The organism is Rhizobium sp. 05L419 (assembly GCF_056397845.1).
Genome location: NZ_JBFTOF010000018.1, coordinates 118,031 through 143,689 on the forward strand (window position 1 = coordinate 118,031; position 25,659 = coordinate 143,689).

The 25,659-nt window shown below is 59.4% G+C and carries 19 protein-coding genes, 3 pseudogenes and 1 riboswitch; of the genes and pseudogenes, 9 read left to right on the plus strand and 13 right to left on the minus strand.

Annotated elements, in window-relative coordinates; all coding sequences use genetic code 11:
• The first annotated feature begins 89 nt into the window (after window positions 1-89).
• Window positions 90-836, plus strand: coding sequence for a Crp/Fnr family transcriptional regulator (locus tag AC1DMK_RS21230; protein ID WP_477861737.1), 747 nt, complete (start codon window positions 90-92; stop codon window positions 834-836).
• A gap of 14 nt (window positions 837-850) precedes the next feature.
• Entirely contained in the window at window positions 851-2,758 is a 1,908-nt protein-coding gene (locus AC1DMK_RS21235; protein ID WP_477861739.1) for a hybrid sensor histidine kinase/response regulator, read from the plus strand.
• Window positions 2,759-2,963: 205 nt separating this feature from the next.
• Here the strand turns inward: AC1DMK_RS21235 and AC1DMK_RS21240 are convergent.
• Both AC1DMK_RS21240 and AC1DMK_RS21245 read right to left on the minus strand, forming a co-directional pair.
• Window positions 2,964-3,233, minus strand: a pseudogene (locus AC1DMK_RS21240) (host attachment protein); the annotation flags it as partial.
• 340 nt (window positions 3,234-3,573) lie between these two features.
• Window positions 3,574-4,962 (minus strand): trypsin-like peptidase domain-containing protein, encoded by a 1,389-nt coding sequence (locus tag AC1DMK_RS21245; protein ID WP_477861741.1) that lies wholly within the window; start codon window positions 4,960-4,962, stop codon window positions 3,574-3,576.
• Window positions 4,963-5,226: 264 nt separating this feature from the next.
• Between AC1DMK_RS21245 and AC1DMK_RS21250 the strand changes: the two genes are divergently transcribed.
• Complete coding sequence (locus AC1DMK_RS21250; protein WP_477861743.1) at window positions 5,227-5,976, plus strand: response regulator; 750 nt, start codon at window positions 5,227-5,229, stop codon at window positions 5,974-5,976.
• Here AC1DMK_RS21250 and AC1DMK_RS21255 read toward each other — a convergent pair.
• The gene (locus AC1DMK_RS21255; RefSeq protein WP_477861745.1) at window positions 5,930-6,376 is read right to left on the minus strand and encodes a hypothetical protein; all 447 of its coding nucleotides are present in this window, start codon (window positions 6,374-6,376) and stop codon (window positions 5,930-5,932) included. The genes AC1DMK_RS21250 and AC1DMK_RS21255 overlap by 47 nt on opposite strands.
• A gap of 138 nt (window positions 6,377-6,514) precedes the next feature.
• Here AC1DMK_RS21255 and AC1DMK_RS21260 point away from each other — a divergent pair, with 138 nt between their 5' ends.
• Entirely contained in the window at window positions 6,515-8,380 is a 1,866-nt protein-coding gene (locus AC1DMK_RS21260) for a heavy metal translocating P-type ATPase (protein WP_477861747.1), read from the plus strand.
• Here AC1DMK_RS21260 and AC1DMK_RS21265 read toward each other — a convergent pair.
• From AC1DMK_RS21265 to AC1DMK_RS21275, 3 genes are all read right to left on the minus strand, one after another.
• Entirely contained in the window at window positions 8,377-9,195 is an 819-nt protein-coding gene (locus AC1DMK_RS21265; RefSeq protein WP_477861749.1) for a universal stress protein, read from the minus strand. The genes AC1DMK_RS21260 and AC1DMK_RS21265 overlap by 4 nt on opposite strands.
• A gap of 96 nt (window positions 9,196-9,291) precedes the next feature.
• Window positions 9,292-10,125, minus strand: a complete 834-nt coding sequence (locus AC1DMK_RS21270; RefSeq protein ID WP_477861751.1) for a universal stress protein — start codon at window positions 10,123-10,125, stop codon at window positions 9,292-9,294.
• 414 nt (window positions 10,126-10,539) lie between these two features.
• Window positions 10,540-10,854: a hypothetical protein gene (locus AC1DMK_RS21275; protein WP_477861753.1), complete on the minus strand. Its 315-nt coding sequence runs from the start codon at window positions 10,852-10,854 to the stop codon at window positions 10,540-10,542.
• Window positions 10,855-11,005: 151 nt separating this feature from the next.
• Between AC1DMK_RS21275 and AC1DMK_RS21280 the strand changes: the two are divergent.
• A pseudogene (locus tag AC1DMK_RS21280) lies at window positions 11,006-11,997 on the plus strand (zinc-dependent alcohol dehydrogenase family protein).
• A gap of 1,458 nt (window positions 11,998-13,455) precedes the next feature.
• Window positions 13,456-13,516, plus strand: a riboswitch (Fluoride riboswitch).
• Between the two features lie 8 nt (window positions 13,517-13,524).
• Window positions 13,525-14,346, plus strand: coding sequence for a universal stress protein (locus AC1DMK_RS21285; protein ID WP_477861755.1), 822 nt, complete (start codon window positions 13,525-13,527; stop codon window positions 14,344-14,346).
• A gap of 157 nt (window positions 14,347-14,503) precedes the next feature.
• Here the strand turns inward: AC1DMK_RS21285 and AC1DMK_RS21290 are convergent, their stop codons facing one another.
• Window positions 14,504-16,249 carry a mechanosensitive ion channel family protein gene (locus AC1DMK_RS21290; RefSeq protein ID WP_477861757.1) on the minus strand — a complete coding sequence of 582 codons (1,746 nt, stop codon included), beginning with the start codon at window positions 16,247-16,249 and terminating at the stop codon, window positions 14,504-14,506.
• Here AC1DMK_RS21290 and AC1DMK_RS21295 point away from each other — a divergent pair.
• Window positions 16,241-16,474, plus strand: coding sequence for a hypothetical protein (locus tag AC1DMK_RS21295; protein WP_477861759.1), 234 nt, complete (start codon window positions 16,241-16,243; stop codon window positions 16,472-16,474). The two genes, AC1DMK_RS21290 and AC1DMK_RS21295, sit on opposite strands and share 9 nt — an antisense overlap.
• A gap of 747 nt (window positions 16,475-17,221) precedes the next feature.
• Here the strand turns inward: AC1DMK_RS21295 and AC1DMK_RS21300 are convergent.
• The 5 genes and pseudogenes from AC1DMK_RS21300 to AC1DMK_RS21320 form a co-directional block, all read right to left on the minus strand.
• Window positions 17,222-17,323, minus strand: a pseudogene (locus AC1DMK_RS21300) (transporter); the annotation flags it as partial.
• 163 nt (window positions 17,324-17,486) lie between these two features.
• Window positions 17,487-18,086, minus strand: a complete 600-nt coding sequence (locus AC1DMK_RS21305; RefSeq protein ID WP_477861761.1) for an FAD:protein FMN transferase — start codon at window positions 18,084-18,086, stop codon at window positions 17,487-17,489.
• Between the two features lies 1 nt (window position 18,087).
• Window positions 18,088-20,286: a PepSY domain-containing protein gene (locus AC1DMK_RS21310; RefSeq protein WP_477861763.1), complete on the minus strand. Its 2,199-nt coding sequence runs from the start codon at window positions 20,284-20,286 to the stop codon at window positions 18,088-18,090.
• A gap of 18 nt (window positions 20,287-20,304) precedes the next feature.
• A complete protein-coding gene (locus AC1DMK_RS21315; protein WP_477861790.1) occupies window positions 20,305-20,775 on the minus strand; it encodes a DUF2271 domain-containing protein in 471 nt (156 codons plus the stop codon).
• Between the two features lie 35 nt (window positions 20,776-20,810).
• Window positions 20,811-21,128 (minus strand): hypothetical protein, encoded by a 318-nt coding sequence (locus AC1DMK_RS21320; RefSeq protein WP_477861765.1) that lies wholly within the window; start codon window positions 21,126-21,128, stop codon window positions 20,811-20,813.
• 158 nt (window positions 21,129-21,286) lie between these two features.
• Between AC1DMK_RS21320 and AC1DMK_RS21325 the strand changes: the two genes are divergently transcribed.
• Window positions 21,287-21,946 (plus strand): response regulator transcription factor, encoded by a 660-nt coding sequence (locus AC1DMK_RS21325; protein ID WP_477861767.1) that lies wholly within the window; start codon window positions 21,287-21,289, stop codon window positions 21,944-21,946.
• Window positions 21,943-23,307, plus strand: coding sequence for a sensor histidine kinase (locus AC1DMK_RS21330; protein ID WP_477861769.1), 1,365 nt, complete (start codon window positions 21,943-21,945; stop codon window positions 23,305-23,307). Before AC1DMK_RS21325 ends, AC1DMK_RS21330 begins: the two co-directional genes overlap by 4 nt.
• Window positions 23,308-23,948: 641 nt before the next feature.
• Here AC1DMK_RS21330 and AC1DMK_RS21335 read toward each other — a convergent pair.
• Window positions 23,949-25,376, minus strand: a complete 1,428-nt coding sequence (locus AC1DMK_RS21335) for an ISNCY family transposase (RefSeq protein ID WP_477861771.1) — start codon at window positions 25,374-25,376, stop codon at window positions 23,949-23,951.
• Window positions 25,377-25,659 lie beyond the last annotated feature (283 nt).

Below are 25,659 nucleotides of genomic sequence, written 5' to 3' on the forward strand. Positions count from 1 at the left end.
TCACAAGCTTCCGCCAATTGGCACAGAAAAAGCATTCCCGTGTAACGTACGGGTCGTCAACTGAACGCCACGTGATTGGAGGAAGGATCATGTTGGCGAACCATCTCTATGTCAGGCAGTTGTTTGAGCAAGTATCGGTCTCACAGGAGCCGATGAGCCTCGGCGTGCTTTTCAATCGAGCTCCGGTCGAACGTGCAGCGGCGGGCAAGGTCGTGTTCTTCGAAGGAGATCGCGCGGATCATGTCTTCGCGATCCTGGAGGGCAACCTGCGCATCTGCCGTCTCCTGCATGACGGCCGTCGAGTGATCACCGGATTTCTCGCCAAGGGCGATATCGTCGGAGTTTCGTTCAAGAACCGGTATCTCTACAGCGCCGAGGCGATTGACGACGGTTCCTTTCAGCGGCTGACGAAAGCATCCTTCGAACAACAGCTTCGGGCGCAGCCTCACCTGCGTCCCGTGCTTCTCTCGCAGCTTCGCGATGAGGTGGCAGCCGCGCAGGATCAGATGGTGCTACTTTCCCGTAAGAGCGCCGAAGAACGGGTGTGCAGCTTTCTTCTGAACCGATTGGAGAAAAGCGCGTCACAAGTCGCCGATCCGGCCGCCATCTGCCTGCCGATGACCCGGCTCGATATCGCGGACTACCTTGGACTGACGATCGAAACCGTCTCGCGCACCATCACCAAGCTGGTCGGCATGGGCATCATATCGGTAAATGGCCGATATGGCATCCTCGTGCGCAACAAGTCTGCTCTTGTGCATAGGGCCGGCGAGAGCCAAGCTGACGCAGACGAAGACTTCCGCTTCGACGAAACGCCGATGCGACACCATCACTAAGCGGGAAGGCGACAATGGCAAACGATGCCGCGGTTTCGACATCCAAGGGACGGGATCTTGATGTCATCGCCCGCGTCTTCGACGATACGAACGTAGTCATCCACGGCCTCGACGGTGTTATCAGCCATTGGACGTCGGGTTGCGAGCGGCTCTACGGTTGGAAGCGGGAGGAAGCCGTGGGGCAGGTAGTCCACAAGCTGCTTGCCACCAAATTCCCCAGGGCGATCGACGACATCAGGAAGGACGTCTACGCTGGCCTCATTTGGGACGGTGATATAGTTCATCATCATAAGGATGGACATCCAATGACGGTTGCGACGCGTTGGGTCGTCTTCGACGCGGCTTCGCCGACTCCCGTCGTCATACAGACGAATATCGATGTCTCGGAAGCCAGGAAGGTTCAGGAGGATCTTGCAGACCGTGAGGCACACCTGAGCTCGATTCTTGCAACCGTTCCGGATTCCATGGTGGTGATCAACGATACCGGCTCCATGATCTCCTTCAGCGCCGCTGCCGAGAAGCTGTTCGGCTACTCGTCGCGCGAGGTGATCGGTCGAAACGTCCGCATGCTCATGCCGTCGCCATATCGGGAGGAACACGACCGACACATTGCCGATTACCTGCGGACGGGCAACGCCCGGATCATCGGTCTCGGCCGCGTGGTGAAGGGCCGCAAGAAGGATGGGTCGGTCTTCCCGATGGAGCTCTCCGTCGGCGAGACGATCTCGAATGACATTCGCATCTTCACCGGTTTCATCCGCGACCTGACCAGCAGGCATCGGGTCGAAGAGGAGCTTCGTCAATCTCAGAAGATGGAGGCCGTCGGACAACTGACCGGCGGGCTTGCTCACGACTTCAACAACTTGCTGACCGTGATCAGCGGAAATCTTGAAATGCTCGATGCCTGTCTAACCGACGAAAAGCAACGCGAACTGCTTCGCGAGGCCCAGGAGGCTACCGACGACGGCGTGAAGCTGACCGGGCAGCTTCTTGCATTCGGAAGGCGTCAGCCCCTCAATCCCAAGAGCGCCGACATCGGCTCGCTGGTATCCAGCTTTTCCGAACTTTTGCGACGAACACTCGGCGAGGCAATTGAACTTCGCACGAGCATCAAAGGCAGCGATCACATCGCCCTCGTCGATGGCTCCCAGCTTCAGAACGCTTTGCTCAATCTTGCACTGAACGCGCGCGATGCGATGCCGAACGGCGGCAACCTCACGCTCGAGATCTCACGAGCAAGACTGGATCTCGACTACGCCCGGATGTACCCTCAGTTGATGCCGGGCGATTATGTCTTGATCTCGGCAACTGACAGCGGAAGCGGGATGTCTGAAGACGTGAAGGCCCGCGCCTTCGAACCTTTCTTCACCACCAAGGGGGTTGGTGCCGGAACCGGGCTCGGACTCAGCATGGTCTATGGCTTCGTCAAGCAACTCGGCGGGCATGTTCAGCTCTACAGCGAGCTCGATCAGGGAACGACAGTACGGATTTTTCTGCCTGCCGCTGCGGCCGCAGTCGCTGCCAAGCCCAATAAAGCGATCAGAACTGAGGAAGTGCCGGGAGGTTCCGAGAAGATCCTGGTTGTCGAAGACGACGAGCGCGTCAGACGTGTTGTCGTCTCAAGGTTGCTGACGGGCGGCTACTCTGTGCTGGAGGCGGCTTCAGCCGCAGATGCGCTGAAGTTTCTATCCAAGGATCACACGATCGATCTTCTCTTTACAGATATTGTCATGCCGGGAGGCATGACAGGCGATGAACTCGCTAGGCAGGCTGTCTTGCTGAGACCCGACATTAAAGTGCTTTTTACTTCGGGCTATGCTGAGCCGAGCATTGCCAATCGTTCATTGCCTTCCGCGAGTTGGTTGAAGAAACCATACAGAGCTCTGGACCTCGCCATCCGGCTGCGCCAGCTTCTCGATTGAGGTCGTCAAGCTCCAAACGACCGACGGACGTTGCGAGATTGGTGGATGCCTCACAATACAGGTCGCCAGCCCTTTGCGAGCCGGGCCAAAGCGGCTATCTGCCCTTTCGCGCATTTGGATAGCCGCGCAGTTGACGCCCGGATTGCAGATCTCACTCGGGAGTCTTGTCGGCGCGATAATCGCTCAGACAGTCGTTGACGTATATTTAGCGAACCTCCTCCTGAAGTCGCGCTTCGATCTCCCGGACAGGCATCTTCGTATAGTCCTTCGCTATTTCTGCAACCAGAGCGGCTTGGGTCGCGGTTCCAAGATGCCGGCGTAGAAAACCGGGCGCGCGTGGAGGAGGAGCGATCAAATGCAGGCGTTGCATCGCACGCCGCCTGACGTCTACTTCGGTCTCCCCGGCCGCATTGGCAGGGAACTCCTGTTCATGCTGCTCGTGCAGATCAGGGGCTTCAACGGCGCTTCGTACGCCGTCTGCGGATGCGTGAACTCTTCCTGGACCATTGGCACCGAGCTCATGYGTCGGGACCCGTAGAGGACGACACTCCGGAAGAGGGCTTCATCGGGCTGAGCGAAGAGTATTGAATAACCTGATAGCGATCCCGCGATGAAACCCTCGAGGGTCTTTAAACTTCAGCTCAAGGCCTTCACTCCGGCCCATCGCGTCTGCCAATGCGTATCCGGCGGAACCCGCCAGAAGAGCACTCCAATCAAGTCCAGGTCGAGTATGCCCAGCCCGAACAGCAGGAACGTGAAGCTGCCGGCAAGGGGCTTGGGGAGCGCTTGCAGCCGCTGCAGCCATGTCGATGTTTCTATCGTTTGATGACCAGGAAACTCATATGGCCATCACGGAAAACGCCGAGCAGGAGAAGTTCATTCACCGCCTTTGTAAGGTCTACCACCATTTGTGGCGTCGGTGTTTTCGTTCTGTTGACACTGGTTATGACGTCGCCGGGCCGAAGGCCGGCCGCGGCGGCGACGCTGCTGTCGGAGATCGYCATCACAACGCCGCCTTGCACCTTGCCAAAGGCATCGGATGCGCTGTCAAGCGTTTGGAGCGTCACCAGCGCCAGCAACCCTTCGCCATCTACGAACTCGGGATTTTCAGCCTGGGTTTCGGGTAGGCTCGCACTAAGCGTCGCGTGGATTTCGACTTCCCCCTCGGGGCGCATTACGGTCAGTCTTACGGTCGTGTTCGGCGCTAGGGCAGTAATCCGCGCTCGCAACTGGCCAGCGGTCGAGACGGGCGTACCGTTCACTGCGGCGATGACATCGCCAACCATCACTCCGGCGTTCGAACCTCCGGCGCCCGCCACAACATCGTTTACGAGCGCCCCCGTCGCAATCTCGACCCCGAGGGCGCGGCCGAAATCCGCACTATTGTCCTGAACCTGGACGCCAAGCAGACCGCGTTCAATCCTACCCTTCGCGATGAGTTGCCGCATGATGGCCTTTGCCGTGTCGATCGGGACGGCAAAGCCGATTCCTATGTTGGCTCCAGATGGTCCCAGGATCGCGGTGTTGATACCGACGACTTTGCCGTCGAGATCAACGAGCGCGCCGCCGGAATTGCCCGGATTTATTGAAGCGTCTGTCTGAATGTATCCCTCTTCGGAATCGAGCCCGAGGCCGGTCCTGCCAAGGGCGCTTACAATGCCGAACGTAACGGACTTACCCAGTCCAAAGGGAGTGCCAATCGCGACCACGTAGTCGCCGACCTGGAGCGAGCCCGACTGCCCCAACTGCGCCTCGTTCAATCCGGCGGCCTCGATCCTGATGACCGCGAGATCTGTCTGGGGATCGCTCCCGACAACCTCGGCATTGTATGTCGCACCGTCGGCGATCGTGACTTTGATGCTCGTCGCGCCTTCGATMACATGATTGTTCGTAAGGATATAGCCATTCTGGGCATCCGTAATCACGCCAGTTCCAGCCGTCACCGAGGCCTGGGATGGAATCAAGTCGGAAGGCGAGCCTTCCGCGTGCCTGCCCGGCGTCAGGATCCAGGACTCGTCGTCTTCATGTTTTCCCCGAACGGTAATACTGACCACAGTCGGAACAACTCGGCGGAGCATCGGCGCGAGCGAAGGGGAGGCGGGTTCGCTTGCACTTGCTGCGCCGCAGACGACGGCAACCGAGGCGATTTCTAAATACCAAACGAGCGCCCGGATGGTGCGGAGCCGACAGATGAAACCACGCATTTCCTAATCCTCTTCGCGTCCGTCAAGCGCCAAAAAAGCGGTTGCAGCCTGAAGATGACTTCGAAGAGGAGTGTCCGCATTGACCAAACGCAAAGAAGAGATTGGTCATGGCAGCCGTGCCTGGAATGCTCTATAGATTTTGTTGCGGTATCGCTAGCAAGACCACTTACAGCGGTGGATCAGCGACTATTGGCGCACCTGACGCGCCGCGCGCAATCCTGCGCCCGCCAGCATGGATCGTAGGGTTCAGGAAGCGGTGCTCACATGACCAGGGGGGCTCCCGGCAGCACGCGGATACTCGTGGTGGACGACGACGCGCGCATCCGGGAGATGCTAAAGCATTATTTCGAGCAGGAAGGCTATAACGTCGCCTGCGCCCCTGACGGAAAGGAAATGAAGACGCTCCTAAACTCCGGGACTTTCGACATCATTCTTCTTGACCTTGTCCTTCCAGGACAGGATGGAATAGATCTGGCGCGGGAGATCCGAAAGACGTCGAATATTCCTATCATGATGCTGACAGGACGCGAGGATATCGTCGACTGCGTGGTGGGGCTGGAGGTGGGTGCCGACGATTACGTCGTCAAGCCGTTTCATCTGCGCGAGGTTCATGCCCGGCTGAAATCGATCTTACGCCGTTATCAAACGGGCGCGGAGTCCGTGCCGATCGCGGGCGACGTGGTCGCTTTCGAGGGCTGGCAGCTCGACCGAGAAAAGCGACGGCTTCTCAATCCCCAAGGGGAGGAGGTGGAGCTCTCGACTGGCGAGTTCGATATGCTCGATGCCCTCGTCAGGAACGCCGGCCGAGTGCTGACCAGGGACGCATTGATGGATCTCACACGCCACCGGGAACGGGAAGCGTTCGATCGGGCAATCGATACCCAGATCGCTCGTCTGAGGCGAAAAATAGAAATCGATCCGGGACACCCACAATTCATAAAGTCGATCCGGGCCGTGGGATACGTGTTCACTGCAAAGCCTGTGACATCGGATCGGAAGCCACACGGTAAATGAGCCCGTGGTCCCAGCGTCGAAAGAACGAGGGATCTTCCAGTTCTTCCAAATCTTTGGGAACAGCATTCCATACTCTTATGAACTGGCAGCCGGTCGCACAGCCCTGGAGGCCCGCGAACAGGCTCTCCGCGATCTCGTTCTGGTTTGCGGCACTCAGAGCGATGAAGATAGGAACGTCCATCATCATGCCGGCTTCCGGATGCATCACGGTCCTGAATACGGCAAGCCCCCTGACACGGCCCGCATGATCACAGATGTTGAGGCAGCGCCAGTTGCGAACTTTATGGAACAAAGCCTTCCAGTCCCTCTCGTCGAAGGTGGGCGCGACACAACACACGAGCGCAAACGCGGCAAGCTCCTGATCAGGGCGCAGTTCGCCGATGGTATAATCGCGCTGCATCGCTGCTCTCCCGGTCGACGGCCATTCAAGTCTCATTTGTCGCGCAAACATGGCTTTCGGTCATTGTCATAGATCAATAAACTCCGCGGCCTATATGCCACGCTTGGAATTCCCGACCATTTCTGGATGGACCGACAAATGCTGCCACTCGATGCGACGCCACTTGGCAAGACGATTTTCAACGGTCGGAGCGTGAGGGATTTCGCTGAGCGCCTTTGGCCACTCCTCCTGTTTTCCAGCGCGCTGGGATGTCTTCTGATCTCCCTCGTCCTGCAAGCGGCGGGTGCCAGATCTCCTGCTCAGATACTTCTCATCGTCGCAATCGTCTCGGTGCTTGCACGCCTGCTGGTCGAAATCGTATCGAAACTTCGCCACGGCGAATTCGGCCTCGATCTTATCGCCGCGCTATCCATGTCCACGGCCCTATGGTTCGGGCAATACCTGGCAGGCGCGATCGTTTCGGTGATGTACGCCGGTGGACATCTCCTCGAGTTCTACGCCCATAGTCGTGCTGAGAGCGGAATGACCGACCTTCTGTCGCGTGTGCCGCGAACCGCCTTGCGCATCTCAGAAACCGGGATGGTGGAGATACCAATCGCCGCAATCGGAATTGACGACAAACTGCTTATCCGCCGCGGCGACATCGTCCCCGTCGATGGGCGAGTGGAAAGCCGCACCGCACTCGTCGATCAGTCAGCTCTTACGGGAGAACCGCTTCCCGTACGCCTGGGGCAAGGACAGTCAGTCATGAGCGGGGCGTCGAACGCGGGCGATGCGTTTGAAATGCTCGCCGCCCGACCGGCTGCGGAGAGCACGTATGCCAGCATCGTGAGACTCGTCGAGGAAGCCAAGCAAAGCAAGGCTCCGATCTTCCGTGTCGCTGACCGATTTGGGCTCCTGTTTCTTGTGTTGACCGTCAGCGTGGCCATTCTTGCCGTAACGATCTCCGGCGACAGCTTGCGGCTTTTGGCCGTTTTGGTCGTCGCGACTCCGTGCCCGCTCCTTCTTGCGGTTCCGGTCGCCTTCGTGTCAGGCACATCACACGCCGCCCGTCACGGCATCCTGATCAAGGGAGCGGCAGTGATTGAAGCACTGTCCAACATTCGCACTGTGGTTTTCGACAAGACCGGGACGCTTACGATCGGACAGCCTACTGTCACTGATGTCGACTGCAATGGCGATGCGAACGACCTGCTGCGACTGGCTGGATCAGCCGAGCAGGTTTCGTCACATTCCATCGGCCGCGCGGTCGTCTCCGAAGCCCACCGACGCGGCCTCGCTCTCGTAAAGCCGGAGAAGGCCACAGAGGTCGCGGGCGAGGGCGTTGAGGCTTCGGTTGATGGCCATGATGTTCTCGTCGGCGGGCCTTCGTTCATTGCTTCGAAGATCAGCGGCGCTTTATTTCCCGTCACCAACGTTCTGGCCAGTGCCCTTGTGTTCGTGGACGGACGATATTCGGGCACCATCTGCTTCGAGGACACGCTCAGAGAGGAAGCCCCTGAGACGGTCGCGAAGCTGCGCGCTACGGGCATCAAACGGATCATTCTTGCGAGCGGTGACCGGATCGGCGTAGCGCGCGCGGTCGCAGAAAGCCTCTGCCTGGATGCTGTCGAGGCGGAGTTGTCGGCGAGCAAGAAAGTCGAAATCATTCGATCAGAGAGAGAATCGGGACCCGTCATGATGATAGGCGACGGGGTCAACGACGCGCCGGCACTTGCTGCGGCCGATGTTGGCCTCGCTGTTGCGCGGGGAAATCTCGCCGCCGCATCGGAGGCGGCTGACGTCGTGCTGTTGCGCAGCGATTTGAAGGAAATCGTGACCGCGCTGAGTATTGGTCGCCGTTCGAAACATATTGCGCTTCAAAGCGTCTACGCCGGCATAGGTCTCTCGGCCATCGCAATGCTGGTCGCCGCGTTCGGCTTTCTGCCTCCGGTCCAAGGAGCGCTCATCCAGGAGGCCATTGATGTGGCGGTCGTCTTGAACGCGCTTCGGGCACTGGCCTAGTGTGCTAGCAGCACGGGGACGCGGAGATTGTCGAGCAGACCACGCGTTACGCCACCGAACATCGCTTCACGAAGCTTGGAGTGACCATAAGCTCCGGCGATCAGCAGGTCGGCACGGCCTTCGAGGGCACCATCCTGAATGGCAGACGGTATGTCTTCGCCATCACAATGCAAAGCCGCGAGTTCCACCTCAAGGCCCGAATGCTTTAAGGCTTCGACGTAGCGGTCCAACAGCTTGTCATGGGATAGCTCCCCATTCCGCACACAGGCGACGATCGCCTTGGTGGCGGATCCGATCAGCGAATAAGCGGTCGACAGGGCGTGGGCAACAGTGGCGCTGCCATCCCAGGCTATGCAAACGGTGTCGATACGTCCGTAGAAATCCTCTGGCGGCAGCAAAAGCAGCGGGCGACCACTTTCGAAAACGAGGCTTTCGATTGTTGGCCGCGCGATTTCGGAGTTTTCGACGATCGTAAGGTCGTATGCGCGAGAAAGTTCTGCCAGCTTCAGGCTCGCCGACATTGCCTCCGCATCGAACGTATCGAGCCTGACATCAAGAGACACCCTAGCAGACCGATGCTTCAGATGCCTGACAAGCTGAGCGGCTATCTCGCGGTCGAAGCGATCAGCCTGAAGCGTATCATCATCGACAGAATCTTCAGAGGGTTCAAGCGGATGGCCAGGACGCCGAGCGACGGAAAGGCTCGCTACCAGATCCGCCTCGTGATGGAGGCAGAATTGGATGGCGTTCTCGATAATTGCAAACGAGCTTGCCTCTGGATAGGTGCTCAACGGCAGATGGAACTGTGGCCTCATGGCGATCCCCATTGGGGTTCAGTGACTATCGGTTCGGAACGTGATGTCGTTCGCAAGCCCCGGCGACTGCCGGGGCCGACAGGCGTAGGGTCTGCGTCAACGGGACAGGAAAAGCGGGATCTGGCTGTCCTTCAGCATCGACCGTGTCACACCGCCGAAAAGCCGCTGTTGGATCCTCGGGTGGTTGTAAGCACCCATGACCACCATGTCGGCCGCCACGTCTACCGCGTGCTGACGCAATGTCTCGTCCAAACGGCGTCCACCGCTCGCAATGCGGTCGACTTCCACCTTGATGCCGTGACGGACAAGGAAGGTGGCAATGTCGGATCCCGGCTCTTCACCATTCGCGAAGCTGCTAGCGACAGGATCCACGAGGGTGACGTGCACGGCTTCGCAGCCCTTCAGAAATTCCATCGACTGGCGGGTTGCACGCGCGGCCTCTTCGCTCGAATCCCAGGCAAGCAGTACGGACTTCGGAAACGCCACGACTGCCTGCATGCGAGGGTTGATGAGAATTGGTGTTGGGGACTGGAACAGCGCTCCATCGACAACTCGCCGCTGTAGGTCTTCATTCCCTGCGGCCTGAGCGCCGATGAGTACAAGATCGGCATAGAGTGCACGTTGTGCAATGTCCTCGTCGGCCCAGGCGAACTCGGTGTAGATTTCCTGCACATCGAAGGACAGTTCAGTCCTTTCGAGGATCCTGCGGACCGCCACCGTCTCCTCGGAAAGGCGATCGATTTCTATTTGCTGCCCCTCTAGCCAGGTGGTGGAAAGCGCTTCATACGTAGCAATCGCCGGAACGCGGCCCATGCAGACGACGAGGGCGGTCATATGTGCACCCTGCGTTTCGCAAAACTCGATGGCGGTCTTGAGGTCCTGATCCCAACGGTCGACACCGAAAACGCATATGACGGTCTTAATGCTCATCTCACTGCCTCCTTGGTTTTGTAGAAGGATTGTATTCCCTGGGCAGGCTCTGTCTTTGATGTTGATCAAAGTCGCAAATGGGTCGCCAACTCAGCAATGGCTGAGCTCGCTGCCGCCATTCAAGCGTGAAGCAGGCGGAGCCGCTACCGAAGCTGCCAAATACCTTCCCGGGATCATGTGGACGGCCCGGCCGCACCCGTCTGATGCGCGCGCACTGCAGCGGCCGCCGCTGCCGCTCCGAGTTGGAATGATGTCGAAGTAGCACGGTAGTTGCCTTGCGCGGTGACGGCGAACGAAAGGCATAGGTTTACGGCGCCGGGTCGTGAAGCCCCGGACTTGCTGTGCAGCAGCAAAGATCCGACAGGCACATCCCAGTATCGGTCTCTTGCGATCGGGGACGCACCGCCGCCTTCCTCAGAAAATGTCCTTTCCACCGAGGCCCACGAATTCAGTCTTGAACCCCTGTTTGCGCGCGCTCTTCAGTAGGCGGTCGGCGCTCATTATGTCGAGACGCATACTTCCGGCGAAGCAACTGCGAAGCGGGCAGCAAAGCTCGTGAGCGGCCCAGTTTCGCGCCCGCAACGAGATCATGGTTACCACCCAGTGATCGTAATCTGACCGATCGAGCAGAATATCCACATCGCTTGTCTTCTCGTTGTTTGGGGCGATCGAGCAACGAGGAAAGACGGTAGGATTGGTGTTGAGGGCAGTGATCGCGATATGGTCCATGTTGCCTTCCTCCTCGTCGTCGTGAGCGTATGGACAGCTACGCCAACAACTCTTCGTAGCGCTCGGCGAGGGCGGAGTCTTTGATCCAAGTCAAGGCAAGAGCCTTTGACGTGTTGCTGATTGAGCTACTTTTCGATCGATGGAGGCTGACGTGAAGGCGATGATGCTTGACCGAGTTCGGACGCCTCTGCGCCTTGTCGAACTGCCGGATCCGTCTCCGTCAGCGGGACAAGTCTTGATCAGGGTCGAAGCTTGCGGCGTTTGCCGGACGGACCTCCACGTGTTCGATGGCGATCTTCCAGACCCTAAGCTTCCGCTGATACTCGGCCATGAAATTGTAGGGATCGTCATCGCGCTAGGATCCGGCGCACCGGAACCGTTGCTAAGTCAAAGGTTGGCGTGCCGTGGCTTGGTCACACCTACGGCAGTTGCTTGTTTGCTGCGGTGGAAAAGATAACCTCTGCGACGCTCCGCGTTTCACGGTTACACGCTCGACGGCGGGTTTAAGACACATGTTACCGCCGACGCTAACTATGCGTTCGTTCTGCCGGAGAGCTCGGATCCGATTGCTACTGCGCCGCTTCTTTGTGCAGGTTTAATCGGATGGCGATCATTGAAGATGGCGGGTGGCGGGAAAACCATTGGGCTATATGGTTTCGGCGCCGTCGCTCATATCTTGGCGCAAGTCTGCCGCTGGAAACAGCAGGAGGTCTATGCGTTCGTCCGACCGGGAGACGACGAAGGGAAGCGCTTTGCACTGGAGATGGGAGCGGTATGGGCGGGGTCGCCTGACCAAGTTCCGCCGAAACCGCTCGACGCTGCCATCCTTTTTGCTCCCGCGGGCGAACTGGTTCCCAAGGCATTGGCTGCCGTTCGGAAAGGCGATACGGTCGTCTGCGGCGGCATTCACATGAGCGAAATCCCCGCCATGCCCTATCGCCTATTGTGGGGGAGCGGCGAGTGGTATCGGTGGCCAATCTTACCCGCACTGACGCCGACGAGTTCTTCGAGGTCGTGCGAGCAGCGAACATTCGAACTGTCACAACCGCTTATTCCCTTGATCTGGCCAACGTTGCGTTGGCGGATCTACGAGCAGGTCGACTCAACGGGGCGGCTGTCCTAGAGCCGGTAGAAGCGGGTTGACCACTTAGAGGGTCGCTGCATGCTCAGCATATCTCGATGGCGGCAATCCAACGATGCAGGTGAATGCAGTGCCGAAGGCGCACACGACCGGCGCTTGTAGACCGGCGCATCGCACATCATCCGGAAACGGAGGTGCTGACTGGTCGTGCCGCCCCCTGCAAACAGTCCTAACGGTACTCTACGATCGATGAACACGTGCTGTCGCCTATTGGACATACTCCTGCGACCGCCCTCTGTCCCCGGGTCCGGCGCACGTTCTCGGTCCGAGCGCCGTCTCTAATAGAAGACGTGAAGAAGTGCGCCGAAGAATTTGATCGATAGTACTTTTTCTGGCATCGGAGTAGAGGGGCGGAATGGCGCATGAAGCTGTGGGCACCTCCGCGTCGTACGCCAGACTAGGCGATCAATCTCTATCCGATCGACGGTTTCCCTCGAGTAGGGGAGCCGCCGGTGCGTCAGGTAGATCGGATCCGCACGAAGTCGGCCATATATTCCTCGGCCTTTCCAGCTCCTGACTCTTGGCACTGGCGAAGCTCTGGACGAAGTATCTGAACCGGCTCTCGAAGGCCCGAACAGTATCGAGGAACGCGTTGTTTGCTCGTCCAGGGCAGTAGAAGAAGAGGCCGCGCGGCGACGCAGTTCCACTGCGATGACCCGCGGCACGGTCCCTTTCTGCGACCTGGGCTCTGGACATCTTGTCGGTACGATTTCTTCGCTGGATCGCTGCTATTTCGCTCGTATCGAGATGGGCGCCTCCAGCGATTGTGGTAAGCGCCTCCGCCCAAGTGTCGCTGTCAGCGGACGCGAGCGCTTTCATGACGGAGAACGGGATACAGCTTCTTGCCAGGACTTCTTCGGCGCCTATGAGGGTCTTCGAGAACTGCCGAGATCGCTTGACGATAGGCCGCAGTGTACCTTGAGAAAGCCTTTCGCTTCGCGAACGGTTGCGACGTCCAGGAGTTTTTCGACTTCCGCGGCCATCTTCAGCGTCTTGTCGGTCATCTGCTGTTGAAGTTCCGTGATCCGCTTCCGCGCCGCAGCGAGCGCTTTCTTCGGGTTCAATTCGATTATGAGACTGTTCCGTTTCGAGACATCTCATGGCGGGCGATCTTTCGGTCTCGATAAGAGCCTATCGGTAAAATGCTTACGATCGCCGAATGCACAGGACCTCGCAGCCTCAAACGCGCCATCCGGAGAATGCGTTTACTCGATGAAGAGGGCCGGATCCTAGGCGGCCCCGACTCTCGAAAAGGTTCGGGTAATGTTTTCGCGTTCTTGATTTGAGTCAAAGAAGGACACGCCTGGCAGGTTCATTGTTTGCTTGTGAAGGTGGCTGGACACACAAATTGGCTCAGTTCGCTCGAACGGATGCCGGGTCTTTGCAGAAAAGGATCGCTACAAGCCAACTATCGCTAATTCTTTGCAGCCATCCGGAACCTGCAGCGTCAAGGGACATTTACTACTCAAGGTGATGGAGTCCGCGCTTAACGGCAATTCTGCTGACGACGCCTACGACCGAGCGAGCAGGTGAAACTCGGCCCTGTGCGTCCGCGAATGGAGGAAGTTATGGCCTACAGAGATATCGTTGTCTATTTGGACGCGGGAGCAGATTCCACGGCCCGTGTGCGCACTGCCATCAATGTCGCAGCCAAGCACCAGGCCAGGCTGATCGGCGTCGACGTCAGCACGAAAGAAGCACTTGAGGGGGAGGGCCGAGAGCAGGCGCTCGCGATTGAAGACGAATTCGCCACCGCGGTTCGAAAGGCTGGCCTTGATTTCCAATATCACGCGTCACGGCCGGAGGCTCATACCGCAGAGCAGTTTTTTTCCCATTGCGCGGACCTTCTGGTAACGACACAGCCGCATCCGGACCACCGCCATCTATCCAATTCAGCAATCCCCAAAGAAATCTTGATGACAGCCGGGGTTCCCATGTTGGTCCTACCAACGGGCTGGACAGGAGAAGACGCAATCGGCGAGCAGGTGGTCATCGCCTGGAATTTCAGCCGCGAGTCAACCAGGGCCGTTCACGACGCAATGCCGATCCTCAAGGCCGCACGCAAAGTTTTCCTGTTCGTGTTCGCGAGCAACTACAGCGACAAAAATGCAGATGTTCAGGAGATAAAGGGTCATCTCGATCACCATGGGGTTGCGGTAGTCTTGGCTGGATGGCGCAACACGGGAGACAACGATTTCACCAGTGCCTTGTTTGCCGGCCTCGACCGAGAGAGTGCAGATCTTATCGTCTGCGGCGCCTATGGCCACTCGCCGCTCTTCGAAGATATGTTCGGCGGTGCGACCCGCGATCTGCTGAATAACATTTCAATGCCGGTCCTGATGTCGCACTAAATTGCAGCCTTGCGGCTGGCCTGACGACTTCTGCTGCGATGGTGCTTACTTCTCTGAGCGTTGCGCGGATCAGCTTCCCACTCCCGTCTCGAGGCCAGCGAGCAGGCGATGGCAAACGCCTCCTGCGCCCAAACAGACAGAACCCTCCGGGGAGGGCTTATGACGCGGCGCGCGGCCGATCCGACACGGTATCCCTATCGGTTCCGCCCGGCTGCTGCGTCGTGGGGTCGCCGGCCGAATCGAGTTTCAGTTGCGCTGAACTCGGCAGCGAAGAGGATAGTTCGATTCCCTCTCTGCGGCAGGCCTCGAGGATACGCCACTTGGCGTCAGCGTCGATACCACTCGCGCTGTCGACGCGAATGACAAGTTTGAAACTAACGACGAGGGCGTTCTCGGTAATGTCGGAGATGCCTTTCAACTTGAGGGGCTCAAGGATGGCATCCTTGTAGTCGGGACTGTCCATCAGCTCGAGTCCCACGCTCTTGGTGATCTTCCGCAGTCTCTCCAGGTCCGTGTGACGGGCGAAATTGAGCTGGAATTTGACCGTGGACCAGTCGCGGCTGAAATTGGTGATCTGGCCAAGCTGTCCAAAGGGGACGGTATGGAGCTGGCCACTTTGATGCCTGAGACGAACAGAGCGGAGCGTGAAGCCTTCGACAGTTCCGCGCACTTTGTTGCAATCGATATATTCTCCGACTCGGAAAGCGTCATCAGCAAGGTAGAAAATTCCTGAAACGACATCGCGCACTAGGGATTGGCTGCCGAATGAAAGGGCGAGACCAAATATCGAAGCGCTCGCAATAAGAGGCGCCGTGTTGATCCCAAGTTCTGAAAGGATCATCAGCGCCGTCACAACGATGATCAACACAGTCAGGCTCACCCGAACGACAGGCATAAGCGTCCGTATGCGGGACGCCCTTGTTCGCTCCGAAGCGGAAATGCCTGCGTCGGCTGTCTGGAGCGGAGGCGTTGCCGTGTCCATATATTTGCCGACAATGTACCTCATCGCCTCCCAGGCGACGTATGCTCCGAGCGCGACGACACCGGCCCTGACCAATGCATCCCTCCAACTGTTCCACTGCGCCGCCGTGACGATGCCCAACTCCTCTCCGAGCCATATATGCAGGACATAGATTGCCGCGCTGATGATGATAACAAGGCGCGCGGCGCGCATGAGAATGCCGGAAAGGCGGGGTGACGTCGCCGCCCTGGAGTCCGCAGCCGCTCTCGCCGCGAGCCTGCGCCGGGAAAACTTGAACAGGGACTCGGCAAGGATGACCCCGACGACCACGTCGATGGCGGTCATTTCGACATGGTGGCCTTGCACGGCACCGTAGATATCCACGAGAGTCCGCAGGATGATCAGCGGCAGTCCGACGATTAGCCAGCCGTCGACGATCCGTTCCTGTTCTTGGCCACTCTTCCACCATCCAAGGCTCGTCACGACCAATTTCCCGATCGCCCGGCGCCAATGAATGGCCGACCATGTGAGGATCGCAGCAAACAGCAGCGCGTTGATCAGGAGACCCGCCGCGATGGCGTCGGAAGAAACGCCCGCGGCCATGGGCACCGTGATCCATTTGCGCAACGCGTTCGCGGTGATATTCATAACCAAAAAGTAAGATGTCGCACGGTTCGTATCGTCATCGAGTTCGACGATCCGCAGGGCTGGTCTTCGTGGCCGGAACCAGATAGCTATCACCTGCACGTAGAAGCTCAATTCAAGCACTACATTGAGAAGCAGATTGCCAACGCTCGCCTGAGTTCCCCCTCCTGCAAACCAGGTGCCCTTCGCAAGGTCGCAGACGACCCATGCTGTCCCGAACGCCAAGCTATTGACGAGCGCCGCCAAGCAGACCGTCACAAGCGTCGGGGTCTCTTCCGCGGAAAGCCTATGACTCAAAACCCGATCACCGAACTTGATAACCACGAATTGCAGGAAGATGGCGGTGCCCGCAGTGAACAAGACCAGCAGCAGGAAGTTCCCAGCATCACGGCCACCCGAGTTCGCTTCGTCGAGTTGATCAAAAGTACTGGAAAAGACTTGAGGCAGTTGCGGAAGTGCGGCGACAACCGCAACCAGGTGGTGGAAGAGTCGACTGGTGCCGGTGCCCAAGTCCCGCTCTAGCGTGCTCGCAGATTTCCGCCGAGCAGGTGGAGGGTGTGATTCAGGCGCCTGAGCAACTGGTTTCTCTGCCAGCTTGAGGATCACAGCGTTGCTAACTTCGTCGACGAGTTGCTCTAGCTGCTCTTTCGAGAGTGTGACCGTTGAGGAAGGCGGACCGGTCTGCACATCTTGCGCGTGACTGCCTACCTGTGCAGTCAAGAGCAGCAGGCATAGGCAAAGCAATATTTTCTGGAGACCCGTCCTCATCGATATTTTCCCCAGAGGTATTTCGGATCAATATCCCTCCGACAAAGCGGCTGCCTTCCTGCGGCAGCCGCAGCTTGAGGGTTACTGCATCTGTGACGGTCCACCCTTTTTCGGTTCAAATGGGAGTGGGGCATGCCGTCCCCCCAAAACACGCCACGGCAATCCTCAACCGTCGCGTGATCCTCTATTGTTGCTTATTCTATGCGCGCGCTTTGATCTGGCGCAATTAAGGACAAATAAGTAGCACTTGACGGGCTGCAGCAATCGCGAAATTCGAGAGAGCTTATTCCTGCGCCGGTGACAGAAAGCGGCCAACTCACGGGCGTGTGCGGCACCGGTAATACCATCGAGGCAGCAGTAGTTGACGATGTCGCAGCCTTGCCCGCCACCCATCATACCCCTTTTGCAGGACCGCAGCCTCGGCAATCACGGATAACAAAGAACTATCTCAACACCAGGGGTCTGACCCTCTCATGATGCCATCGTCCGCTGAGCAAATCATCATTTCGGAACGAGGAATGTTAATGCAATCCGGAAACCGATACCTTCTGGCCCGTTTTCAGGAGCGTCTGCCCAATATCGGATGCCCGCCATCAGGCTGACGCACACGACGGCGGCCAGCGTGGCCATGTCCTGGCCCGGCGAGGCGCTGATCAGCGCGCAAACAGGTCGCATCCAATCCCTTTCGACTGGCCATGCTTGAGGAAGAGCACAGGCAGACCAAGCGTTTCGGCGAGCGCAAGACCACGTGCGTCGCCGAGAACCATCATCGCCGTCGCCCAGGCGTCGGCGTCCAGCCGCGACCGTCGGGCTGAGTGCCGAGCGCTCGCAGTTCCCCGTCGATGGCGAAGAGGCCGGCTTCGATGCCGTGCTGGCGCGAAGCCCCGGTCAGTTGATCGACGCCATAACCCTTAGCGATGCCATTGAGATCGAAGCACATCTCAGAGTGCTTGCGGGCGCGCCCGGCGGCCTTGTCTAGCTCCAGAACATCATGGGCCGGGCTGCGTCTCGCAAGACGGGCGGTCTTGATCCGGTCCTCGCTTGCGTCCGCCGGGCCGAAACCCCACGCGGTGACGGCGTCACCCATGCCGATATCGAAGGCGCCACCCGAGGCCTGGCCGATTTTAAGACCYGCAGCCAGCACGGTAAGCAGGCGGTCGGGCAGAGAAACCCATCCACCGGGCTTTGCGGCGTTCAAGCGGTTAAGGTCGCTTTCAGGCCTCCAGGTGGACATTTGYTTGTCGACTTCGCTCACGGCGTCGGCCATCGCCTTGCGGGCGCGGTGGATATCGAAATCCGATGGCATGTGAAAGAGGGCTGACCAGCGCGTGCCCATAGTCGGACCGTTAATCGCGTAGCGCGTCATGTCAGTACACGTCCTCGGCATAGCGGCCATTGGCTTTCAGGAGCGCGAGGTTGAAACCCTGTGGCGCGAGAATGTCGGCGAGCACGGCCGCAACGGCCGCCGCCATGTCCCGACTCCCGCAGATGAGAACCTGACCGCCCGCGGCGATAAGCTTGCCGATTCGCTCGGCATCCTTACACAGAATATCCTGCACATAGGCCGGGCTCGCGGTTCGCGAGAAAGCGGTCGATATCGAGGTCAGCCGGCCGTCCTTGTTCCAGTGGGAAAGTTCCTCCGCGTAAAGCGCATCGCTAGCTGGATGACGGGTTCCGAAATAGAGGTGCATGGGACGGCACGCCCGGTTTCCGCGGGCAAAGCCGGCCAGCGGACCGATCCCCGCGCCGGCGCCGATGAGGATGACCGGCTTGCGTCCGCGCGTCGGACGGAACGTCGGGTTCGGACGCACGAAGGCCGCAATAGTCTCGCCCGGTTCCAGCGCGGTGAGTTGGCTTGAGCAAAGCCCTCCCGCTTGCTTGCGGACGCAGATTTCGAGAAAGCCATCTTTGGTACCGGAAGCAAGCGAGTAGAAGCGTGGCAGATCAGAGCCTTGCGGCACGATGCCGATCAGGTCTCCGGCTTCAAACCGCGGGAAGCCCTTGCCCATCAGACACTGCCAAAGCGATATCTTCGGCAGGGAAAAGCGCAGGATGGCCGTGGTCACCTGTACGCTTGCGCCATAGTCGCGGCGGGATATGAGCGGCAGTCTCCAGGTCTTCGGAGCGGTCGGTTGGTGGTTCAGCTCGAAATCGAGGCCAAGCGTCTCGGCTAGGCGCCGCCCCCAGCGGGCGAAATCCTGTGGCGATTGTCGATCTACCGTGTCGAAGGGGCTGAAGGCGGCCCAGCCCTTGTTCTCGGCGATCCTCGCGATCTCGGTGGCGAAACCGCAGAAGGCCGGGAAGCTGCGATCGCCGAAACCGAGCACGGCGAGCGGCAGGCCGGGCATTGCCGGCACACGCTCGAAGTGTTCGACGAAGTCCTTGGAGGCTGCGGGCGCTGTGCCATCGCCGTAGGTGGCGGCGAACAGAATAACACGTCGCGCTTTCGGCCAGCGGACTGGCTCGAAATTGGACATTGGGCCGACATGGAYGCGAAGACCCTGTGCGGAAAGAGCGATCTGCAGCGTATTGGCGAAGCCCCAGGTCGTGCCGCTCTCACTGCCGACAAGCAGGATCGTATCGGCCTCGCCAGCGGCAGCCGAGGCGGCCTTCGGGTCGCGGCGCCCCCTCAGCCAGACAATCATGCCCGTCCAGCCCAGGACGGGTACCGCAAGCGCAGAGAACCCGAGGATGAGCCCAAGCCACGCCACTCCGTGCCCGGTGTGCAGCATGGTGATGAGGCGCGTGACGTTGTCGACCCGGCCGACGTCCGACCAAGCCAGCAGCCCACCGTTGCCCTGGTCGATGTAAGCTTCTCCTCCTGCTATCTTGAGTGTGAGAACGTCCGTTGCGTCGTTCGCGGCAGGGAAATTAAGCGAGAGCAGGTCATCGATCGGCGTCTCTCGAAGCAGAGCGACAGAAGTGAGGGCCACGCCGGTCTTGCCGCTGACATCGGCCGGGAAGGCCGGTGCACGAGCGCCTTGCGGCAGGAGGCCGAAAACAGCAGCCGTCATCCAGAGTGCGGTGAGCGAGGAGAGGAGGAGACCCGGCAAGGCAAGGCGCGAGACGACGGAGTGTAAGCGTCCATCGCCGGAGCCGCGAACGGATCTAAGGACGAACCGCCAGCCGCCGGCGCGCCGTGCCATCAGGAACAGCCCGGAGATTGCAAGGATAAGCACAACCGCCGCACTGCCAGCAGCTATGAAGCGTCCGGTATCGTCCAAGAAAAGCGAGCGATGAAGATTGGTCAACCAGCGCTCCAGCTCCGAGGTGTCGGCGCTGCCGACCGGCAGGCCAGTGGCGGGGTCGATGACCGCGGAGGCGGGTTGGTCGCCTTCGTAGTAATAGGCGGTGATCCGCCCAGACGGCGCGCGCCTGATCTGTTCGACCGTAGGTTCTGCCGCCTGGACTCGCGTGGCGAGTTCCGCGACGCTGATGCGCTGCGCGGCAGGTGTGGCGAGCGCCTCTGCGGCAGGGAACATCGACAGTGCAGCGCCACTCAGCGCGACGACGGTGAGAAGCACCGCGGCGATCAGTCCGAAGCAGCGGTGGAGCGAGCGGCTCATGACAAGCGTCCTTTCTCCTCAACGCACGTAGGTGAAGGCGGCGATGTAGCGCGTACCCTTCACCTTCTGGCCCGAGCCGTCCGACGTCAGCGGCACCACGATCTCGTTCGGACTGTCGCGCAGGTCCTCCACGGCGGAATCGATGTGAAGCTGATAGCCGGCATCGAACAGCGTATCGGCAAGATCGACCGTGACCTTGAGTGAACGACCCGCACCCACGCTGGCGCCCGTGATGCCGTTGATCTCGGCGGTGTCGCCGCCGGCGGCGCGGTACCAGCCGCTGAGATGCTCGTAATACCTGGTCTTGCCGCCCGCCATCCAGAGACTGCCGACATACTTGCCTTGCGCATCGGTGACGTAGTAGGCAACGTAGGCACCATCGCCGCCGTAGCTGCGCATGTTGGTGGTGAAGGTCACCTCGCGGGCCATGGCAAGGCCGGGAACGGTAAGGGCGGTAGTGACCGCAAGCAGGGCAATGAAGGATTTCATTCTCATCGACAATCTCCTTGGTCGGACTAGGCGGTTCAGTTCGTCTGGGCGCGCGGCTTGGAGCCAGGCGTGAACAGGCCGTTGCTGGGCGGGGTGGCGTTCTGCTGCTGCAAGGCGCCGCCTCGACCGCAGGCGTCGTCATCCTCGTCTTCGCAGTCATCGGCGGCGTAGCGGCCGTTGTCGTCGTGACGGAGGCGATGCTCCTCCTTGTGATCATCGTCCTCGCTCTCTTGATAGCCGGCCAGCATGGCCCCGGCGGCGGTCTTCGCTGCGGGGAGCGGCCTTGCGAGACTGCCGAGGGGGGCGAGAAAAATGCCGGCGCAAGCGGCCAGAACAAATTTGCGGTATGTCATAAGGGATCTCCAGTTGGGTATCTGATGGGGATTTCGGGCTGATCAATTGCGTCCTAAGCTGACCGGCACCTGACAATCGGCGCGACATTGCTTCAGGTTCCCGTAAGCTGGCGGGTGGACTAGGGGGAACGAGAGAGAGTGAGAGAGGAAAGGCTCCGATGCGGGTTCTGCTGATCGAGGACGATACGGCGCTTGGCGCGGCCATTCGCGACCAGATCGCCGCCGATGGCCATTCCGTCGATTGGGCCAGCCGGCTCGACCAGGCGGGCGATGCGATCGTTGCGGCTGCCTATGATCTGGTGCTGCTCGATCTGATGCTGCCCGATGGGCTCGGCGTTCCCTTCCTGAAGGGATTGCGCGGGCGGGGCGACGTGACGCCGGTCATGATCCTGACAGCGCTCGATCAGGTCTCTGACCGTATTGCCGGACTGAATGCCGGCGCTGACGATTACATGGTGAAGCCCTTCGACCTTGCGGAGCTATCGGCCCGCATCGGATCGGTGGCGCGCCGATATGCCGGCAATCCCAATCCGAACATCACGCTTGGCCCGCTCGCCGTCGATCTCGCTGCCAGAAGCGTCGCGTTGAATGGCAAGGCCGTGGCTCTTACGGCGCGAGAATGGGTCCTGTTTGAGGCCTTCCTGCAACGCCCCGCCCAGCTCCTATCGAAGGCACAGCTCGAGGAGCGGCTCTATTCCTTCGATACGGAGATCGACAGCAACGCCATCGAGGTCCATGTGAGCCGGTTGCGCAAGAAGCTCGGCGCTCGTGTGATCGAGACCGAGCGCGGCCTCGGCTATCGGCTGGGGCAACCGTGAAGATCGGCGCTTCGCTTCAGACGCGCCTCGCACTTGCCGTCGGGCTTTCGGTGACGCTTCTGTGGTTGGCGGCGGCGGCAGTCACGGCGCACCGCCTTGGCGGGGAAATGCAAGAGGTGTTCGACGACGGGCTGAAGGCCACGGCGCTGCGCGTTTTGCCGATTGCCCGGCACGACCTGCGTGAAGGCGACGAACGTGGCGATCCTGTTGAACATGATGTTAATGAGGAAGGCGACGATGGCGAGACGCGCATTGGCCGCGAGGCGCGGTATGGCGAGGACGTTACTTTTGTCGTGCGCGACCGCAACGGGCAGGTTCTCCTCGCCTCCGCAGGCGCGGATGCCTCCATCTTTCCGCCGTTTGTCAAGCCTGGCTTTCTCCGCACCGAAACGCATCAACTCTACTACGACGTTAGCTTCGATGGCAGCCTGACGATTGCCGTTGCCGAACCGCTCGATCGTCGCACGGAGCTTTCCCGCAAGATGCTGCTGGGTCTTCTGCTGCCGCTGATTGTGATGATCCCATTCAGCCTTCTCGCAATCGTTCTGGCGGTGCGCCGTTCCTTGCGCCCTGTACGCCTGCTTCGACAAGAGCTTGCCCGCCGCGGTGCGCAGGATCTGTCGCACCTGCCAGATAGCGGTCTGCCGAGTGAGCTTCACCCGATCTCGGCGGGCGTCAATCAGTTGCTGGACCGTCTGATGGCGGCGTTCAATGCCGAGCGCGCCTTTGCGGCCAACGCGGCGCACGAGCTCCGCACGCCGGTTGCAGGCGCAATCGCGCAGGCTCAGCGCATTCGGACTGAAACCGCGGAAGAATTAACGGGCCAGCGGGCAACGGAGATAGAGACCGCGCTGAAGCGACTGATGCGCACGTCGGAAAAGCTGATGCAGCTCGCCCGCGCCGAAGGAGGACGGCTGCAAACCGATGAGCCTTCCGATCTGAGACCGGTCCTGGAGATGATCGTTGAGGATTTCACGCGGACTGGAGAGGGACGGATCCTGCTGACCCTTCCGGAAGGACCGGTTCTTTCCAGGTTAGACCCCGATGCCGTTGGCATTTTGTTTCGAAATCTGATTGAGAATGCGCTGAAACACGGGGCTCAGAATGGTCTAGTTGAGGCCGCGTTGCAGACAGATGGCTTACTTTGCGTTGCCAATGACGGCGCGGTCCTGCCCGCCGATGCCATGGAGAGGCTGGCGAAGCGGTTCGAGCGCGGCAGCGGAAAGGTCGGCGGTAGCGGCCTGGGGTTCTCCATCGTCAAGGCCATCGCCGACCGCACGGGCATGAGTTTGAAAATCGTTTCCCCGAGGCCGCTCAAGCATGAAGGCGTACAGGTTCAGGTAAAGCTGCCGCTCGCCTGACTCTCGCGAGAACCAACAAGAAGAGACGAAGAAGGGCGGGAAGGCAGCGGAGCCGGAGCGGCAGGCGAGGGATCTAAGACGGCGAGTGCGCCCGGCAAGCTTTGATCGTACGGCCCCAAGGATCAAAAAATCAGTTTAATTTTGAGACCGAAAAACGGCCCCCGCCTCGTGACGGGGGCCTGGCATTGGGTCTGATTGGGGGTGCTCTCAGGCCCGCCGCCGGGTCCTGATACGCATCCCGGTCACCTGTCGCAATACCCGAAATCTTGGTGTCCTAAGGCGCTTTTGAACATCGCCGTGCCATGATTTCGCCAGTCTTCGTCATCAGAAGGCGTCGCCTCGCTGCAAGGCGGTCGTCATTCGAAAGGAAATGCTCATGTTCAAGTCACTTGCCCTAACCGCAGCCGTCCTTCTCACATGTTCTTTTATGTCACAGCTAATTAAAGATGAGACAAAGTAATCAATTTAGAGATGCGACATCATCATATCCATTAGTACTGTATTTGCAAGATTCTATAGTTATGGATACACGGATGGTAGCCGCCGACTGGGTGGAGCTGGCCAAGGGTTGCGCAGCCCGGTCGGCGGCGGATGCCTCTAGCGCATGATATACTTTAGCTTCCTTAACCCGATCGTTTGCATCACTCCGCCGCACCGGCGCGCGCCAACGCTTGCTTTCGTCGCGCTATCACGGCGGGATCCTTGGTAAAATCCGTCTTTCGTCCAGGCTTGGTGCCGCGTTTCTGATAACCGTTGCTCACGCTGCCATCGGGAATGGCGAACATGTGATCCGTCTGTCCGCTTCGACGCGGGCCACCTTTGCTGCGCTGCAGTTGGCGGCCGGCCTGCAGCTCTGCGACGACCGACAGCATGTCGTCCAGCCGCTTGTTGTCGACCACTTCGGATCGATGGACGGAGCGTAACGTATCGAACGTCTTGTAGGGCAGGGAGGCTTCCCCGTCCGTGATCTCAAGTCGTCCGTCAGGATAGTCGCAAACAACCAGCTTCTTTCCCGCCAGCGCCCTGGCGCGCTCTGTCGGGTCGAGGATGAACATCACTTTGTCATAGCGCAGCGTCAAGGAATGCGACAGCTTGCGAACCTCCTTGCGGCACATGGCACCATCGAGGTTCTCGTGATCCGCCAGCGGCCGATGCATGTCCTTCGGATTGCGTGGAGGCTTGCCAAAACGGGTATTGAAATCCGCCATGAACTCAGGCGCATAGGCGTTGGCCGCCTCGATCGTATCGATGCCACGAAGCCGCAATTCCTTGACCAGCCGGTCCTGCAGCGTCTGGTTGGCGCGTTCCACTCGGCCTTTCGCCTGCGGGGTGTTGGCGCAGATAATGTCGATGTTCAACTCATAAAGCGCCCGGCCAAATTGCGTCAGACCGCTCGTGCGGTCCGTCATCGAGGCATGCGTGCTGCGGAAAACACCATGCTTGTCGCTGTAAAACGCAATCGGTTTGCCCCATTGCTGCAAGTAAGCCTTCGTCGCGTGCAGATAGTCAAAGGTGTTCTCAGAGGCGGCAAAGCGCAGATGCAACAGCTTGCCGGTCGCATCGTCGATGTAGACGAGCAGGGCGCATTTGCGGCCGCGGTTCTCGAACCACCAGTGATGCGATCCATCGATCTGCACGAGTTCACCAAAGCAATCACGCCGACCACGTGGCTGGAAGACCCGCTTCTTGCGCTCTCGGCGTGATATCCACATGCCGGCTTCCATCATCCATTGGCGCAACGTCTCTTTGCTGACGGAAACCCGATGGCGCTCAACCAGCTTCTCGGCCGCCAATGTCGGCCCGAAATCCACGTAATGCTCACGCACCAGGTCGAGAGCCAGATTGCGGAAATCCTCGCTGTGGCGCCGGTTGCTCGGACGGCCGCGCTTCTTCGAGACGAGACCATCGATCCCGTCCAGATCATAGGCCTGCAACAGCCGATGGACTTGGCTGCGACTGAGCCCAAGCAGCTCAGCCGCCCGTGTGACCGTCAGGCTGCCTTGGCGAACCTGACGAATATGTTCAAGACGATGCAATTCCTTCTGCGACATGACAATCAAACAAGACATGACGACTCCGAACATAGATGGCCTCGACCACGATGCACGTCGCTTATCTTGCTTCCCAATGCTGACGTTCGACCAGCATCCCAAGAGGCGACGACTGTCGCATCTCTAACTAGCCTATATGTCGCATCTCTAAAATGCCGGTGGAGAAGCTAACCCAAGTGCATCATGCCTACTTTGCAGGATAGGGGATCACCTGTCTTCGTGCAAATGCGCCATAAACACCTCGGTCGGCGTCCTGTATCCGAGGCATTTGCGCGGTTGATTGTTGATATGGCGCGTGAGG